Raw genomic sequence first — 16,761 nt, 5'->3', positions numbered from 1 at the left:
TGGGCCGTGGACGCATCAAATCGCTACGTGCTTCTCATCGCTTGGCGTCCGGCGGCCGGCGGCCGTCTGGGGCTGGGCATAGGCCGCCCACGACCAGCACAGAGGCAGCCCGGCACGCGACTGCGGGTCGTTTGCCCCTTTTGTTAGCCAGCTGAGCGCCAGAAGACGTCCTACCGGAGTCAGAGGGTGAGAAGTCCGGCATCAGGCTCCCTCTCGCCCGCTTTTCGCCCCACATGGCGCGCAGGCGCTCGAAAAGCCGCCCATGGGAGCATCTGGGCGGCCTATGTCCAGCCCCAGACGGCCGTCGGACGCCAAACAGAGAGAAGCGCGTAGCGATCTGGGGCGCCTGCGGGCCCACCCCTACCGGCACGGGCATCTGGCCGCTGCCTGTTGCAGGTTGACCCCACCCTGACCCGGAAAGGCTCCTATGGGCCCTTCAGGGAGCCGTCCCCTCCCCGCGCCCCCATCACCGGCCCGACCCGGTGGTCCTGGTGAGCTGGGTGCGGATGAACAGGGGCCCCTGCTCGGCATCTCCGATCTGGGCAGGTCGGAACCCTGAACCCCCCGGCCATCCTTCGGGGGCTTCCCGGCAGTCTTATGGCATTCCGGGGCGGGCCGGTCGGTCAAGGATGGCCGAAGGCCATCGCGAAGCGACGCGAACGAAGAGAGCGCCCTTGACGGGCCGGCACGACACGGAAGGACAGTGGACTGACGGGACGCCCCCGGACACACGCCGACGCCGAGTCGACAGACCCCGCCCCGGAGGTCCCGGCCGGCCGTTCCGTCGCCGCGTACACGAACCCACCCAGACGTGCCGACCGGCGCTTCCAACCCCGCCCAGGACCTCCCTCCCGACCCACCCGACCCTCCCGACCAACCCCTCCACCCCCGAGCCAGCACACCCCACCCCACCCCGCCCCCACCCCCTCAACAACCCGTTGAAAGATCCCCGATCTCATATAAGTTTCCTTCGGGAACCAATCGCCGGCGAGAGCGCAAAGCGAAGGGAAGCAGGAGCACTCATGGCTCAGCATCAGCAGACGTGGACCGCCGTCGACGACTACTTCGGCGGGCTGCTCGTCGAAGAGGACAAGGCGTTGGCCGCGGCGAACGTCGACTCCGATGCCGCCGGGCTGCCCGCGCACCAAGTGGCTCCGAATCAGGGGAAACTGCTCAATCTCCTCGCCCGCATCCACGGCGCCCGCACCATCCTCGAGATCGGCACACTCGGCGGCTACAGCACCATCTGGCTGGCCCGGGCCCTGCCCGCCGGCGGGCGGCTCGTCACGCTCGAGGTCGACGAGCACTGCGCCGACGTCGCCGCCGCGAACATCGCCCGGGCCGGGCTGGACGAGGTCGTCGAGATCCGGCGCGGCCGGGCCATCGACCTGCTGCCCGAGCTCAAGGACCAGGCCCCGTTCGACCTCGTCTTCATCGACGCCGACAAGCCGTCGAACCCGGTTTACCTGAAGTGGGCGCTCGAGCTCACCCGCCCCGGGAGCATCATCATCGGCGACAACGTCGTCCGCGACGGCGCCGTCGTCGATCCGGACAGCACCGACCCGCGCGTCCAGGGCGTCCGCCGGTTCACCGAACTCATCGCCGAGCACCCGAGGTTGACCGCCACCGCCCTCCAGACCGTCGGCAGCAAGGGCTACGACGGCTTCGTCCTGGCCCTGGTCACCGACTGACCTGCACGCCCCTCGTATGCTCGCGTCGACCGACGACCCACAGGGGAACGACATGAGCACGATCGTGCAAGACAACAAGCAGACCGTCCTCGGCTTCTTCGCCGCCGTCAGCGGGCGCCGTCCGGATGATCTGGCGGAGTTCATGGCTGCGGACGTCATCGACCACAACAAGATCATCCATGGCGAGGCCGACGAGCCCGGCGCCGCCTTCGACGGCATCCGCAGCCAGCTCGCCGCCTTCGACCCGCTCGTCGTCCAGGTGGAGGAACTCGTCGGCGAGGGCGACCGTGTCGTCGCGCGCGTCACCCAGCGCGGCACGCACAACGGCACCCATCCGCGGATGCCGGCGCCGACCGGCCGCGAGTTCGAGGTGGAGGCCATCTGGATCTTCACGCTCGCCCAGGGGAAGATCGCACAGATCCGGGCGGTCAGCGACCGCCTCGGGATCTTCCTCCAGCTGGGCTGGGACTGGCCGCAGGCCGACTGACCGACGCTGCCGCGCCGAGGGGGCCCGAACAAGTAACCTCACCCGAATGACGGCACTTTCCCACCACAGCTCCGACCCCATCGAGCAGCCCGGGCGCGGCGGGGCCACCGCCACCACCGAGGCCGATCCGCATGCCATCGGGCCGGTGCGCACCGAGTACGCGCCCGACAAGGACGGCGATCCGGACCCCGGCGAGATCGTCTGGACCTGGGTCCCCTACGAGGAGAACGACGGCCGAGGCAAGGACCGCCCGGTGCTGGTCGTCGCCCGGGAGGCGGGCGGGCGGACGCTGCTGGCCGTACAGCTGTCCAGCAAGCGGCACGACAACGACCGGGAGTGGGTGCCGATCGGGACCGGGCCGTGGGACAGCGCCGGGCGGGAGTCCTGGGTCGACGTGGACCGGGTGCTGCGCGTGCACGAGGCGGGTATGCGGCGCGAGGCGTGCGCCCTGGACCGGGGCCGGTTCCAGCTGGTCGTGAACCGGCTCCGCGAGCGCTACGGCTGGCGGTAGCCGGCAGGGCGCGGCCGCAGATCAGCCGCCGAGGCCGGCCGGCCCGGTCTCGGCGCAGTGCGGCCAGGTGTCGGCCTGCGCTGCGGGCAGCGCGAGCCAGGCCCCCTACCCCCCGAACCCCGCGAAAGCCCGCTCGAACGCCTCCCGGGGCCCCGGATTGCGGTCCAGTATCCCGAACGCCACCCGTTCGAAGACCCCTGCGAAGCGTCCCGCCAGCAGTGCCCGGAAGGCCTCCGCGACCTCCGCGGGGTCGTTCTGGAACACCCCGCACCCCCAGGCCCCCAGCACCAGCCGCGGGTACCCGTGCAGCGTCGCCGTCTCCAGGACGCGCTCCGCACGCCGGGCCAGTGCCGCCGGGATTTCGGCGGCGCGCTCCGGTTCCTGGCGGCGGATGGTGCCCGCGTTCGGTGCCGGGGAGGTGAGGAAGCCCGCCCGGAACGGGGTGTCCAGCAGTTCGCCCCGGTCGTCGCGGAAGACGGGCACCCCGGGCGAGTGAATCACCCGGTCGGTGTAGAAGGTGCTGCGCCCCGCGCGGTGGATCTCGTAGTACTCCGGGGCCTCCAGCAGGGTCTCGTACAGGGCCGAGGCGCGGCACAGCGCCTCCTCCTGGGCCTTGGCCCCGCGGACGTAGCCGCCCCCGGGATTGCGGGCCGAGGCGAAGTTCAGGACGGCCACCGCAGCCCCGGAGACCGGCGCCGGACCGTCCGCGGCGAGCCTACGGGCTGCGACCGTGCTGCTCTCCCCCGTAACTTCGACAGCCGTTTCACCGCGCCCAGCGGGGAGGTTTTCATCTGGAATGACCTGGTTTGGCCCATATATCCTGGTTCCGGCCCTGGCTTCCGCCAGGGCGGCGGCGAGGGAGACCTGCCGCCCCGACCGCGTCCGGTATCCACCGGCCGCCACGATGGTCGCGTTCTCCCGCGCGATCTCGCGCAATCTGCTGCTCATGTCGCCATCATCGGCAGTGCGGTTCAGGCGCGGCCATAGATTTTTCCGCGCGGTGGCCCGTTTCCACCTTTCAGGTCGACAAGGACGGGTAGGCATGGTCAAGTCACAACACTGGACAGGAGACCCGTCCATGCCTCTGGACTCACCTGCACCACCCACCCCTCAGACACCAGGTGCCTCAGCCGCGCTGAGCGAAACCGCCGCCGAGGACCTGATCCACGGCATCTGTTTCAAGACCGGCCCGCCCCGCACCGTCGGTGCCGAGCTCGAATGGCTCGTACTGGACGCGGAGCGGCCCGGTCGGATACTTCCGCCCGAGCGGCTCACCGCCGCGCACGACGCGGCCCGCGCCCTGCCCCTGAATTCCCGGCTCAGCATCGAGCCCGGCGGCCAGCTCGAGCTCAGCTCGGCTCCCGCCCCCTCCCTCTCCGGCTGCCTGGACGGCCTGCAGGCCGATCTCACCGCCGTACGGTCCGCCCTGAGATCCCAGGGCCTGGTCCTGCGCGGGACCGGCCGCGATCCGCGTCTGCCACTGCGCCGGCTGCTGTCCAGCCCGCGCTACGACGCGATGGAGAGCCACTTCGACCGCACCGGCCCGGCCGGCCGCGCCATGATGTGCTCCTCCGCCTCCGTACAGGTCTGCGTGGACGCGGGGTACGAGGAACCGGGCCCCCTCGGGTACGGCCGGCGCTGGCGGCTGGCCCATCTGCTGGGCGCCGTGTTCGTGGCGGCCTTCGCCAACTCCCCCGCGCACGAGGGCCCGTACGCCGGCTGGCGGTGCTCCCGCCAGGGGATCTGGAGCGATATCGACGCCCGGCGGGCGCTCGCCCCGCCGCCGGACGCCGAACCGCGGGCCGGGTGGACCCGGCACGCGCTGGACACCGAGGTGATGTGCGTGCGGTCGCACGACGGCGGCCCCTGGGCAGCCCCGCGCGGGCTGACCTTCCGCGACTGGGTCCGGGCCGCCGGCGACGGCGCCGACGGTACCCGGGGCCCGGACGGCACCCCTAGCCCGGACGGCCTACGGGCGCCCACGGCCGAGGACCTGGAGTACCACCTGACCACGCTGTTCCCGCCGGTGCGCCCGCGCGGCCACCTTGAGTTCCGGATGATCGACGCCCAGCCCGGCGAGGATGGCTGGCTGGTCCCGGTGGCGGTCGTGCACGCGCTGTTCGACGACCCGGAGGCCGCCGAGAGCGCGTACCGGGTGGCGAAGGCGCTGGCCGACACGCACGGGTCGCAGCCCGCGCCGCGCAATCCGCTGTGGCAGTCCGCCGCACGGCACGGCCTGGCCGATCCGGAGCTGCGCACGGCCGCGGCCGCCTGTTTCCGGGCCGCCGCCGAGGCGCTGCCGCGGCTCGGCGCGAGCCGGCACGTCCAGGACGTGGTCGGCGCCTTCACGGAACGCTTCGCACTCCGCGGCCGCTCCCCGGCCGACGACGGATTCCTGCAGCTCACCGGGACGGGGGCCCGCTCATGACCGCATCACCTTCCGCCGGTTCCGCGGACCGGACGCACACGGATCCGATACCCGGGGACCCGACGCACGCCGACCCGACGCACACGGACCCGACGCACGCCGACCGTTCCCCCGCAGACCTGCGCGAGCGCGCCTTCGCGGCCCTGACCGCCGCCCGCGCCCGTACGGCGCTCCTCACCGACGCGGTGAGCGACCGCGACCTCACCGAACAGCACTCCCTGCTGATGTCCCCGCTGGTGTGGGACCTGGCGCACATCGGGAACCAGGAGGAGCTCTGGCTGCTGCGCAACGTGGCCGGGCACGAGTCCCTGCACCCCGAGATCGACCCGCTCTACGACGCCTTCCAGCATCCGCGCTCCGAGCGGCCGAAGCTGCCCCTGCTGGGGCCGGCGGAAGCCCGGCGCTACACGGCCGAAGTGCGCGGCCGGGTCTTCGACCTGCTGGAGCGCACTGCGCTGGAGGGCTCCGCGCTGCTGGACGACGGTTTCGCCTTCGGGATGATCGCCCAGCACGAACAGCAGCACGACGAGACCATGCTGATCACCCATCAGCTGCGCCGAGGCGGGCCGGTGCTCACCGCCCCGGATCCGGATCCGTCGCAGGGCGCAGCCCCGCCCGCACCCGAAGTCCTGGTGCCCGGCGGCCCGTTCACGATGGGCACGTCGGCCGAGCCGTGGTCGCTGGACAACGAGCGGCCCGCGCACACCCGGGACAGCGGGCCGTTCTGGATCGACACGGTGCCGGTGACCAACGCCGCGTACCAGGCGTTCATCGCGGACGGCGGCTACCGGGACGAGCGCTGGTGGGCCGCCGAAGGCTGGGAGCAGATACGCCGGCACGGGATCGAGGCACCGCTGTTCTGGCGCCGGGAGGCCGGGCAGTGGCTGCGCCGCCGGTTCGGCGTGACCGAGCCGGTGCCCGCCGGCGAGCCCGTGCTGCACGTCAGCTGGTACGAGGCGGACGCGTACGCCCGCTGGGCGGGGCGACGGCTGCCCACGGAGGCGGAGTGGGAGAAGGCCGCCCGGCACGACCCGGCCACGGGCCGCTCCACCCGCTACCCCTGGGGCGACGAGGACCCGACCCCCGCGCACGCCAACCTCGGCCAGCGCCATCTGCGTCCCGCCCCGGCGGGCAGCTACCCGGCCGGGGCGTCCCCGCTCGGGGTGCGCCAGCTGATCGGCGACGTGTGGGAGTGGACGTCCTCCGATTTCCTGCCGTACCCGGGGTTCCGGGCCTTCCCGTACCGCGAGTACTCGGAGGTGTTCTTCGGACCGGAGCACAAGGTGCTGCGCGGCGGCTCGTTCGCCGTGGATCCGGTGGCCTGCCGGGGCACCTTCCGCAACTGGGACCTGCCGGTGCGCCGGCAGATCTTCTCCGGCTTCCGGACCGCGAGGGACGTCTGATGTGCCGGCATATCGCGTTCCTGGGGCCGGAGGTGCCCCTGGCCCGGCTGCTGAGCGAGCCGGAGCACTCCCTCGTACGGCAGTCCTGGGAGCCGCGTCGGCAGCGCCACGGTACGGTCAACGCCGACGGCTTCGGCGTCGGCTGGTACGCGGAGGGCGACCCGGTCCCCGCCCGCTACCGGCGGGCCGGGCCGATCTGGGGCGACATGAACTTCGCCGATCTGGTCCGGGTGGTACGGACGCGGACCGCGCTGGCCGCCGTACGGGACGCCACCGTGTTCGGGGCGGACGGAGAGGCCGCGGCGGCGCCGTTCGCGTCCGGGCCGTGGCTGTTCAGCCACAACGGCGCGGTGCGGGACTGGCCGGACGCGGTGGCGCCGCTCGCGGCCGCCCTGCCGCCCGGGGAGCTGCTGTCACTGGCCGCGGGCACGGACTCGGCGCTGATCTGGGCGCTGGTGCTGCACCGGCTGCAGCGCGGCGACGACCTCGGCACGGCGCTCGCCGAGCCGGTGCGGGAGGTCGCGGCGGCCTCGCCCGACTCCCGGCTGAACCTGCTGCTGACCGACGGCACCGGCATCGCCGCGACGGCCTGGGGCGATTCGCTCTGGTACCTGGCCGACACGGTGCATCCGGCCGACGGGGCACATCCCGCCGGTGCGGCGCGTCCGGCCGACACGGCACCTCCCGCCGACACCGCGGCGCAGCGCATCGTGGTGGCGTCCGAGCCGTACGACGACGACCCCCGCTGGTGCGAAGTACCCGACCGGACCCTGCTGACCACCCATGGCACACGGGTCGTCCTGACCCCGCTGAAGGAGACCTCCCAGTGAGCGACTTCCAGTTGACCCGCACCCTCGACGAGCACTCCGCCGAGACCGCGCTGCGCGCGGACGTCCTGCAGGGACTGACGATGTCCCCCAAGGTGCTGCCGCCCAAGTGGTTCTACGACGCCCGGGGCAGTGACCTCTTCGAGGAGATAACCCGGTTGCCGGAGTACTATCCGACGCGCGCCGAGCGGGAGATCCTGCTGGCACGGGCCGGGGAGATCGCCTCGGCGAGCGGGGCGCGCACGCTGGTGGAGCTGGGCTCCGGCTCCTCGGAGAAGACCCGGCACCTGATCGAGGCGATGCCCGCTCTGGACACGTACATCCCGGTGGACGTGAGCGGGAGCGCCCTGGAGGGGGCGGCCGAGACGCTGCTCGCGGAGCACCCGGGCCTGCACGTGCACGCCTTGGTGGCCGACTTCACGAAGCCGCTGCAACTGCCGCCGGCTCCCGGCCCGCGGCTGGTGGTGTTCCTCGGCGGCACGATCGGCAATCTGCTGCCGCCGGAGCGCGCCGCGTTCCTGGCCTCCGTACGGGCGATGCTGTCGCCCGGGGACGCCCTGCTGATGGGGACGGACCTGGTGAAGGACGAGGCCGTCCTGGTGGCCGCGTACGACGACGCGCAAGGGGTGACGGCCGAGTTCAACAGGAACGTCCTGGCCGTCGTCAACCGGGAGTTGGGCGCGGATTTCCACACCGACGACTTCGCGCACGTGGCGGTGTGGAATCGGGAGCACGAGTGGATCGAGATGCGGCTGCGGGCCCGGTCCGAACTGGTGGTGAAGGTCCGGGCGCTGGATCTGGTGGTGCCGTTCGCGGCGGGTGAGGAGATCCTGACGGAGGTCTCCGCGAAGTTCCGTCAGGAGGGCGTACGGAAGGAACTGGCCGAGGCAGGGCTGGAGTTGACGCAGTGGTGGACGGACACCGAGGGCCGCTTCGCGCTGTCCCTGGCGGTGGCCGACGGCGCGCCCGGCTGGGCCGGCACCCCTGCGAGCAGTGAGGAGGCGGGGACGGAGTCGGAGGCGAGCGCCGCCTGAGCCGCTGCCGCGAGCTCCCGCCGGTCCGGGTGACGGCCCGGCGGGATCCGCGGCAGCAGCCGGACCTCGGCCCGTACCCCGCGGGCCCGGGCGATCCGCCACAGGGAGGCGGTCAGCGGATCGTCCCCGACGAAGGCGGGCGCCGCGGCGAGGCTGCCGTCCGGCAGCCGGTACGCGAGCTGGACGGGCTGTACGGGCACCCGGGCGTCCAGGGCGGACTGGAAGGCGGCCCGCCGGAAGGGGCCCTGGGCGCGCCCGCACCAGGTGCTGCCCTCGGGGAAGACGGTGACGCGGTCGCCGGCCAGCAGGGCGCGGGTGATGGTCTCGACGGTGTCGGGGAGGGCCCGGATCCGGTCCCGTTCGATGAACAGGGTTCCGTTCTGCCGGGAGAGCGGGCCGAGCACCGGCCAGTCGCGGATGTCGCTCTTGGCCAGCATCCGGCAGGGCAGGGCGGCGGCGACGAGCGGTATGTCCAGCCAGGAGATGTGGTTGGCGACGACCAGGCGGCCGCCGTCCGGGCCGGGACTTCCGTGCACGGTGACCCGTATGCCGAAGGCCCGGAGCAGGGCGGTCGCCCAGGCCCGCACCAGCGCGTGGCGGGGACGGGCGGTGAGCAGCCGGACCGGCGGGGCACCCAGGATCCCGAGCAGGATCAGGGCGACGGCGGCGGTGAGCCGGAGCACCGCGCGGGCAGCGCTCGCGCTGTCCCCCTCGTGGCCGGCGCAGGCCTCGGGGGTACAGGGCGAGGTGGGCAGCCAGACGCTCATGCGACCGGGGCGAGCGAGAGGAAGTGCTTGAGGTAGCGCGGGTTGGTGCGCCGCAGGGAGAGCAGGATGTAGAGGTCTGCGCAGCCGAACTCGGCGTCGAGGGCGGGCTCGCCACAGACCCAGGCGCCCAGGCGCAGGTAGCCGCGGAGCAGCGGGGGCAGCTCCATGCGCGCCGGGAAGGTGATGCCCTCGGGGTTCCAGGGGAGGTGGGGGGTGACCCGGTACTCCTCGGGGGCGAGGTTGCGGGTGAGGACGCTCTCGCGGGTGGCGGCGGCCAGGACGCCGCCGTCGGCGAGCGGTATCGAGCAGCATCCGGCGAGCCAGTTGTGGCCGGAGCTGTCCATGTAGCGGGCGAGTCCGGCCCAGATCAGGGCGATGACGGCGCCGTTGCGGTGGTCGGGGTGGACGCAGGAGCGGCCGACCTCGACGAGGTCGGGGCGGACCGGGGCGAGGGCGGAGAGGTCGAACTCGCTCTCGGAGTAGAGCCGGCCGGCGACGGCGGCGCGCTCCGGGGGCAGCAGCCGGTAGGTGCCGACGACCTGCTCGGTCTCCTCCTCGACGACGAGGAGGTGGTCGCAGTACGCGTCGAAGGCGTCGGAGTCCAGGCCCGGCTCGGGTCCGTCGAGGCGGGCGCCGAGCTCGCCGGCGAAGACCTGGTGGCGCAGCCGCTGGGCGGCGCGTACCTCGTCCTCGTTGCGGGCCAGGCGGACGGCGTAGTGGGGGGTGGCGGGGAGGGCGGCGGGTGCCGCGACGGGCGCGGCCGCGGGGACGGCGGCGGGGGTGACGGCGGCGGGGACGGCCGTGACGGTGGGGGTCACGGTGGGGGGAAGGGTGGACGGGGACAGGGGGGCGATGGTCATGGCGGCTCCTGATCCGGGCACGGAAGCCAGGCCGGCAGGTGTGGTGGCCTGGCTCCTTTACTTCTTCCGTGACCGGCTGGATTCGACATGACCGCTCAGCGGCACTTGGATGTGCGAACGCTGAACTCGGCGGGCTCAGCGGTCGGCGTTGAGGACCTTGGTGATCGTCTCCGAGGCCGCTGTGGCGGCCTGCCGGGGGTCCTGGCCGGTGAGTACGGCCGTCATGTAGGGCTTGATCGGGTTCTCGGCCTCGACCTGGGCCCAGAGGGCGGACTTCGGGGTGGCCCGGCCCTGGGCGGCTCCGGGCGCCATGCTCGCGGCGCCCTCGTTGCCGTCGACCACGTGCGCGAGGGTGGTCTTGTTCGGTACGTAGCTCATGGTGCGGGCGAGCTCGGCCTGCCAGGTTTCGCTGACCAGCGCGGTGATCACGTCGACGGCTCGGGCCCGCTGCTTCGTCCGTTCGGGGATGATCAGGTCGGAGCCGCCGGTGAAGACGGCGCCGGGCTTGTCGGAGGTCTTGCCGGGGATCGGGAAGAAGCCGAGCCTGCCCTTGAGCGCGGGGTTGGCGGCCTCGATCGCGGCGGCCTGGCCGGGCGGGGCGATGATCTGGGCGACCTGGCCGCGGGCGAAGACCTCGGACTGCGGGGGCGTCTCCTCGTCGGCGTCCTTGGGGCCGTCGCCGAGGGCCTGCAGCTGCTTGTAGAACTCCATGCCGGCCAGGGCCTTCTCGTCGTCGAGGGTGCCGGCCCACTGCCCGCTGGTCTCGACGGCCAGGTCGCCGCCCTCGTCCCAGATGAACCCGGAGAGGACGTACCAGTTCTGCCCGGCCAGGTAGATGCCCTGCTGGTCGCCCTTGTCGAGCTTCTGGGTGGCCTGGATCCAGTCCTGCCGGTTCTTGGGCGGGGTCTTGATCCCGGCGCTCGCGAAGAGGTCCTTGTTGTAGATCACCACGCGGTTGGCGGCGTACCAGGGGATTCCGTACTGGGCCCCGTTGACGCTTCCCGGGTCGGAGAGGCCCTTGAGCCAGTCCTTGTTGCCCCACTCGCGCAGGCCCTCGAGGGTGAGTTCGGACAGGCCGCCGGCCTCGATGTACTGGGCGACCTGCGTGTTGCCGACCTCGATGACGTCGGCGCTCTCGCCGCCCTTGCCGGCGAGCACGGCGTTGACCTTCTCGCCGATGCCCGTCCACTCCTGGATCTTGACGTCGAGGTCGACGCCGGGGTGCTCCCTCTCGAAGGAGGCGGTGAACTTCGCGATGAAGTCCTCCGACGCGCTGCCCTTCATCAGCCAGAGCGTCACCTTCTGCGCCCCTTCGGCAGATCCTTCCAGCCCGCTGCAGCCGGTGAGGGCGGTCGCGGCGGCGAGGGCGGTGCACACGGCGAGGAGGCGCATCTTCACGAGGGGGTCACCTTCTGGGGATCGATCTCAGATGGATCTCAGATGGCTTGAAATTGGCATAGACCAATGGGTGGGTCAAGGGCCTTTCGCTCGGGACTGTTCACACAAAGTTCGCGGAGACGGACTTACTGGGGCACCGTAGAACGAGGCAGAAGCACCCACCGTCGGGAGACCCCATGTCCAACCACACCTACCGGGTGACCGAAATCGTCGGCACCTCCCCCGAGGGCATCGACCAGGCCATCCACAACGGGATCACCCGGGCGGGCCAGACGCTGCGCAACCTGGACTGGTTCGAGGTCACACAGGTACGGGGCCACATCGAGAACGGCACGGTCGCGCACTACCAGGTAGGCCTGAAGGTCGGCTTCCGCCTGGAGGGCGAGGACTGAGGCACAGCCTCCCGGCCCGGGCCGTGCCGGGGGGCGTCACAGCCTGCCGGCGCGGGCGGCCGCTTCGGTCAGCCCGGAGCCCGGCGCGCTCCACCGCCGTGATCGGCCCCTCGGCGGGCGCGCTCTGCGGGCACGGGTCGGCATGCCGTACGGCGAGATGACCGAGGCATTCGCGAAGCCCGCGGCCACGATCCGCCAGATACACGGCGGACACGCGAACACGTGACGACTCGGCAGCAGCGGGTGCGGCGTAAGCCGTTCGGAGCAGCAGGCTGCGGCGGAGCACTCCCTGGTCGCGCTTCGAACCGGGCAGCTGCCGGAACTGCGTCCTGATCGCCGACGGCGGCGGACCGCCGGCCACCACTCCGACGCCTATCCGGGCGGCGCCACCTGATGTCCGACCTGCTGAGGCGCAGTGTGGGGCACGGGGCAGGCCGCAGCCCGGCACGGGATCCCGATCACCCCCGTGCGCTCCCCCGCGGGGGTGGTTCCCGGGGCCGAGTGGGCGCAGTACGGCACGGCTCGTGGGGACGTGGGCGGGTTGCGGCACGAAGCTGTGCGCTGCTCCCTGCACGCCGCGAGGCCGGAGGTTCGTACGCCCATGACCCACGCACACCTGAGACCCGCGCAACGGTGGCGGCGCAGGACGACGGGGGCGCTGGCCGCCGCGCTCGGCCTGGCGCTCGTACTCGCGCTGCCCGGCGCCGCGCTGGCCGCACCCGGCGATCTGGATCCGACGTTCGGGCCCGACGGCCGGGTGGTCACTTCCTTCCCCGGGTTCGCGGAGGGCCACGACATCGCGCGGCAAGCCGACGGCAAGCTGGTCGTGGTGGGCCTGAGCGAGGGCGGCTTCGCGCTCGCCCGGTACGACACCCATGGCAGCCTCGACTCCGCCTTCGCCGGAGACGGCACGGTGACCAGCGACTTCGGCGGCGGCAGCCACTCGGCCAACGCGGTGGCGATCCAGCCCTCGGACGGGAAGATCGTCGTGGCGGGCACCACCGAGGTGGTCGCGGAAGAGGGCGGCGGCTGCTGCTTCTTCTCCGTGGCCCGCTACAACACCGACGGCAGTCCGGACACGGGCTTCGGTAACGGCGGCCTGGTACGCGTCGACGAGTTCGGCGGGTCGGCGGACGGCGCGGACGTGGCGGTGCAACCCGACGGCAAGATCATCGCCGCGGGCAAGGGTGGTGGTGGAGGCTTCGCACTGGTCCGCCTCGACGCCGGCGGAAACCTGGACCCGAGCCTCGGCGGCGACGGCGCGGTGGTCGCAGGGTTCACGCCCACCTCGCCCCAGGACGCCGGCGGCATCGCCCGCGACATGGCCATCCAGCCGAACGGCAAGATCGTCACCGCGGGGCAGGCCGACGACCCGAACAGCCAGGAGGCCAACGACTTCGGCCTGGCCCGCTTCAACACCAACGGCACGGTGGACACCGGCTTCGGCGGCGACGGCTTCGTGGTCACGGGCTTCCTGGACTGGGACGAGGCCCGCGGGGTGCTCGTACAGCCGGACGGCAACATCGTCGCGGCGGGCTACGGGGCGGGCTACGCCTTCGCCCTCGCCCGCTACCAGGGCGGCGACGGCACACCGCCGCCCCCGCCGCCGAGCGCGGACCTGTCGGTGACGCAGACCGGTACGGCCGCCGTGAGCATCGGCGACCGCGCCTCGTACACGGTGACGGTCTCCAACTCCGCGGCCTCCACCGCCACCGCGACCGGCGTCACGCTGACGGACACGCTCTCCGGAGCCGGTGTGAGCCTCACCTCGGCCGCTCCCTCGCACGGCACGTGTACGACCACTGCGACCGGGGCCAACTGCGCCCTCGGCTCGCTGGCCCCGGGTGCGAGCGCGACGGTCACGGTGACGGCCGAGCCCCGGGCCACCGGCACGGTCACGAACACGGCGAACGTCAGCGCCACCCAGCAGGATCCGGTGGCCACCGACAACAGGTCCACCGCGACCACTTCGGTGAACAACTCGCGCGGCTGCACGATCATCGGCACCAGCGGTGCGGACACCCTGAACGGCGGCTTCGGCAACGACGTGATCTGCGCCCTCGGCGGCAACGACACCGTCCGCGCGGGCTACGGCAACGACACCGTCCACGGTGGCTACGGCAACGACGACATCGACGGCGGCTTCGGTGACGACACGCTGAACGGCGGCCCGGGCAACGACACCCTGACCGGCTACTACGGCAACGACCGCCTCACCACCACCGACTCCGTCCCGGGCAACGACACCGCCAACGGCGGAACCGGCACCGACACCTGCACCACCGACCCGGGCGACATCCGTATCAGCTGCCCCTGACCTGCCCGGCCCCTTCTCCGAGAGCCGTCGCCGCCCTCACGGCGACGGCTCTCGCGCGTCTGACGCAGACTCAGATCCCGCTTCCCGAGCCGCCGATGGGGGTGTGCACGAGTGGGACAATCGCCCCATGACGCCCTCTGCAGCGGACTCACACCACAGCAACGACGACGACGTCGGCTATCTCCTCGACAATGCCCGGTCCGAGGCGGGCACCCTCTTCGATGCGCTCAGCGAGCTCTTCGACCCCACGACGTTCCGCCACATCGAGGGCCTGGGGATCGCTTCGGGGTGGCGGTGCTGGGAGGTCGGGGCGGGCGGCCCCTCGGTGGTGACGTGGCTGGCCGACCGGGTCGGGCAGACCGGTCGGGTGGTGGCGACCGACATCGACACCTCCTGGGCCTCCCGGGCCGCGGGAGGGGTCGTGGAGGTGCTGCGCCATGACGTGGGCCGGGACGAGCCGCCGGGGAGCGGCTTCGACCTCGTCCACGCGCGGTTGGTGTTGGTGCACGTACCCGACAGGGAACGGGCGCTGCGCGCGATGGTCCGCGCACTGCGGCCGGGCGGGTGGCTGTTGGTGGAGGACGCCGATCCGGCATCGCAGCCGCTGGTCTGCCTGGATGAGTACGGGCCCGAGCAGGCGTTGGCCAACAGGCTGAAAGCCGGGTTCCGTTCACTGCTGGAGGCGCGCGGTGTCGACCTGGCGTACGGACGCAGGCTGCCCCGGCTGCTTCGGGAGGCGGGACTGACCGATGTCACCGCGGACGCCTACTTCCCGGTCACGTCTGCGGCCTGCGACGTCCTGGAGGCGGCGACGATCAGACAAGTCCGCGGCAAACTGGTCGCGGCGGGCCTCGCCACGGACGAGGAGATCGATCGGCATCTCGCGAACGTCACTTCGGGCCGCCTCGACCTCACCACGTCCCCGATGATCTCCGCGTGGGGCCGCCGCCCCTGAGCACCCGCCGACGCGCAGCCCCGCCGGGCCCGTGCCACCTCACTCCTAACGCGGGGTGGTGTCGTCGCCCTTGAACGGGCTGCCGTGGCCGGGCACGATCAGGTCCGCCGCGGCCAGCACCCGCAGTCGGGAGGCGCGCAGCACCTCGCGGTCCGGAGCCACCGGGTCGTCCGCCGGGCCGCTCGCGTGCCACCACAGGTCGCCGGCGAAGGCCACCACGCCCGAGTCCGTGCCCGCCAGCAGCGTGATGTCCTCGTGGCTGTGGCCCGGGGTGCGAATCAGCCGTAGCGACGGGGTGAGTTCGTAGCCCTCCGCGTCCCGGTTCGTCCACTGGTCACCCAGGTACTCCACCTTGTGGTCGTGCACCCGGGCACGGCCGAAGAGGCCCACGTTCATGGTGTTGTCCGGGTGGTGGTGGCTGAGCACCACGTCGGTGATGTCCTCGGGGCCGAGGCCCAGTTCAGCGAGCGGGACAAGGATGTCGTCGTGACTCGCGACCATGCCCGGGTCGAAGATCACGTGCCGTCCTGCGTCGTGTACGTAGGAGACGGTCGCGGCGACCCCGGGGCCGGTGGAGCCCACGTAGCCGGTGGTCAGGACCTTGAATGCGGCGCTGCGGCCGAACGGTGCGTCTGTCATGGCCTCAATCCTTCCGGGGGCGGCGGGAGTTCACGAGTGGCACTGCTGCCTCTCATCGCAGGATTCGTGCCAACCGTGTGCCACACTGCGACCGTGCCGCCCTTCAAGACCGTTGCCGCGTACGTCCCTCCCGGCGTCGGCATGCTCGCCGTCGGCATCGTCACCGAGGTGTTCGGCCCCCACGGAGCGGCGCTGCCCGGTTTCGACTTCGCCCTGTGCGCCGACCGGCCCGGACCGGTGCCCACGGACTGCGGCGTACCGCTCTCCATCGCGCACGGACTGGACCGGCTCGCGGACGCCGATCTGCTGATCGCCCTGCCCGGGGCCGGATTCCGTACCCCACCCGCCCCCGCCGTACTCGACGCGCTGAGGGCGGCACACGAGCGCGGAGCCGTGGTCGCGGCCCACTGCGTCGGCACGTTCGCGCTCGCCGCCGCCGGACTGCTCGACGGCCGGCGGGCCACCACCCACTGGCGGTTCGCCGAACTGCTCGCCGGCCGCCACCCGGACGTCACCGTGGAACCCGACGCGCTCTACATCGACGAAGGGAGCATCGTCACGGGCGCGGGGGCCGCGGCGGGCTTCGACCTGTGCCTCCACCTGCTGAGGCGGGAGCACGGCGCCGCGCTGGCCAACGGGGTCTCCCGGGATATAGTGCTGCCCTCCCACCGCGACGGCGGACAGGCCCAGTACCTGGCCGCACCCGTCCCCGAGAACGGCCAGGACGAGCGGCTCGCCGAGGTCCTCGGCTGGGCCCGCGAGCACCTCCACGAGCCGCTGCCCGTCACGGAACTGGCCCGCCGCGCGATGATGAGCAAACGCTCCTTCGCCCGCCGCTTCACCGCCGCGACCGGGACGACCCCGCACGCGTGGCTGCGTAGCCTGCGACTGAGCAGGGCGGAGGAACTCCTCGAAACCACCGACCTCCCGGTCGAGGAGATCGCCCGCCAGGTCGGATACGGGAGCGCTGCGGTCCTCCGCGAACAGTTCGTACGCCGCCGAGGAGTCCCGCCCCGCTCGTATCGCCGCGCCTTCACCCGCACGACGTAGGA

15 protein-coding genes and 1 pseudogene are annotated in these 16,761 nt (G+C 72.4%); 11 read left to right on the top strand and 5 right to left on the bottom strand.

What is annotated here, in order from left to right; translation table 11 throughout:
• Positions 1-1,022: 1,022 nt before the first annotated feature.
• From AB0M76_RS35965 to AB0M76_RS35955, 3 genes are read left to right on the top strand one after another with little or no spacing between them, the layout of a single operon-like run.
• Positions 1,023-1,691 (top strand): O-methyltransferase, encoded by a 669-nt coding sequence (locus AB0M76_RS35965; protein ID WP_365956951.1) that lies wholly within the window; start codon positions 1,023-1,025, stop codon positions 1,689-1,691.
• Positions 1,692-1,743: 52 nt separating this feature from the next.
• Positions 1,744-2,178 (top strand): ester cyclase, encoded by a 435-nt coding sequence (locus AB0M76_RS35960; RefSeq protein WP_365956950.1) that lies wholly within the window; start codon positions 1,744-1,746, stop codon positions 2,176-2,178.
• 46 nt (positions 2,179-2,224) lie between these two features.
• Positions 2,225-2,689: a type II toxin-antitoxin system PemK/MazF family toxin gene (locus AB0M76_RS35955; RefSeq protein ID WP_365956949.1), complete on the top strand. Its 465-nt coding sequence runs from the start codon at positions 2,225-2,227 to the stop codon at positions 2,687-2,689.
• Between the two features lie 105 nt (positions 2,690-2,794).
• Here AB0M76_RS35955 and AB0M76_RS35950 read toward each other — a convergent pair whose 3' ends face one another.
• Positions 2,795-3,637, bottom strand: a complete 843-nt coding sequence (locus AB0M76_RS35950) for a TIGR02452 family protein (protein ID WP_365956948.1) — start codon at positions 3,635-3,637, stop codon at positions 2,795-2,797.
• A gap of 130 nt (positions 3,638-3,767) precedes the next feature.
• Here AB0M76_RS35950 and egtA point away from each other — a divergent pair, with 130 nt between their 5' ends.
• From egtA to egtD, 4 genes are read left to right on the top strand one after another with little or no spacing between them, the layout of a single operon-like run.
• Entirely contained in the window at positions 3,768-5,117 is a 1,350-nt protein-coding gene (gene egtA / locus AB0M76_RS35945) for an ergothioneine biosynthesis glutamate--cysteine ligase EgtA (protein ID WP_365956947.1), read from the top strand.
• A complete protein-coding gene (egtB, locus tag AB0M76_RS35940; RefSeq protein WP_365956946.1) occupies positions 5,114-6,520 on the top strand; it encodes an ergothioneine biosynthesis protein EgtB in 1,407 nt (468 codons plus the stop codon). Before egtA ends, egtB begins: the two co-directional genes overlap by 4 nt.
• Positions 6,520-7,350, top strand: a complete 831-nt coding sequence (egtC, locus tag AB0M76_RS35935) for an ergothioneine biosynthesis protein EgtC (protein ID WP_365956945.1) — start codon at positions 6,520-6,522, stop codon at positions 7,348-7,350. The genes egtB and egtC overlap by 1 nt, the downstream gene beginning before the upstream one ends.
• Complete coding sequence (gene egtD / locus AB0M76_RS35930; RefSeq protein WP_365956944.1) at positions 7,347-8,381, top strand: L-histidine N(alpha)-methyltransferase; 1,035 nt, start codon at positions 7,347-7,349, stop codon at positions 8,379-8,381. Before egtC ends, egtD begins: the two co-directional genes overlap by 4 nt.
• A 239-nt stretch (positions 8,382-8,620) precedes the next feature.
• Here the strand turns inward: egtD and AB0M76_RS35925 are convergent.
• From AB0M76_RS35925 to AB0M76_RS35915, 3 genes and pseudogenes are all read right to left on the bottom strand, one after another.
• Positions 8,621-9,148 (bottom strand): annotated as a pseudogene (locus AB0M76_RS35925) (lysophospholipid acyltransferase family protein); the annotation flags it as partial.
• Positions 9,145-10,008 carry a GNAT family N-acyltransferase gene (locus AB0M76_RS35920; protein ID WP_365956943.1) on the bottom strand — a complete coding sequence of 288 codons (864 nt, stop codon included), beginning with the start codon at positions 10,006-10,008 and terminating at the stop codon, positions 9,145-9,147. The gene AB0M76_RS35920 and the pseudogene AB0M76_RS35925, both read right to left, overlap by 4 nt.
• A gap of 135 nt (positions 10,009-10,143) precedes the next feature.
• Positions 10,144-11,406 (bottom strand): extracellular solute-binding protein, encoded by a 1,263-nt coding sequence (locus AB0M76_RS35915; protein ID WP_365956942.1) that lies wholly within the window; start codon positions 11,404-11,406, stop codon positions 10,144-10,146.
• 176 nt (positions 11,407-11,582) lie between these two features.
• Between AB0M76_RS35915 and AB0M76_RS35910 the strand changes: the two genes are divergently transcribed.
• The 3 genes from AB0M76_RS35910 (at position 11,583) to AB0M76_RS35900 (ending at position 15,070) form a co-directional block, all read left to right on the top strand.
• On the top strand, positions 11,583-11,798 hold the full coding sequence (locus AB0M76_RS35910) for a dodecin (protein WP_365956941.1): 216 nt from the start codon (positions 11,583-11,585) through the stop codon (positions 11,796-11,798).
• A 601-nt stretch (positions 11,799-12,399) separates the two neighbouring features.
• Positions 12,400-14,115 carry a calcium-binding protein gene (locus tag AB0M76_RS35905; protein WP_365956940.1) on the top strand — a complete coding sequence of 572 codons (1,716 nt, stop codon included), beginning with the start codon at positions 12,400-12,402 and terminating at the stop codon, positions 14,113-14,115.
• Between the two features lie 127 nt (positions 14,116-14,242).
• The gene (locus tag AB0M76_RS35900; RefSeq protein ID WP_365956939.1) at positions 14,243-15,070 is read left to right on the top strand and encodes a methyltransferase domain-containing protein; all 828 of its coding nucleotides are present in this window, start codon (positions 14,243-14,245) and stop codon (positions 15,068-15,070) included.
• 45 nt (positions 15,071-15,115) lie between these two features.
• Here the strand turns inward: AB0M76_RS35900 and AB0M76_RS35895 are convergent, their stop codons facing one another.
• On the bottom strand, positions 15,116-15,709 hold the full coding sequence (locus AB0M76_RS35895; protein WP_365956938.1) for an MBL fold metallo-hydrolase: 594 nt from the start codon (positions 15,707-15,709) through the stop codon (positions 15,116-15,118).
• Between the two features lie 141 nt (positions 15,710-15,850).
• Here AB0M76_RS35895 and AB0M76_RS35890 point away from each other — a divergent pair, with 141 nt between their 5' ends.
• Positions 15,851-16,759, top strand: coding sequence for a helix-turn-helix domain-containing protein (locus AB0M76_RS35890; RefSeq protein WP_365956956.1), 909 nt, complete (start codon positions 15,851-15,853; stop codon positions 16,757-16,759).
• Positions 16,760-16,761: the final 2 nt, after the last annotated feature.

This window comes from Streptomyces sp. NPDC051364, from assembly GCF_040682115.1.
Classification (GTDB): domain Bacteria; phylum Actinomycetota; class Actinomycetes; order Streptomycetales; family Streptomycetaceae; genus Streptomyces.
This window is presented reverse-complemented; position numbering and strand designations above follow the sequence as displayed.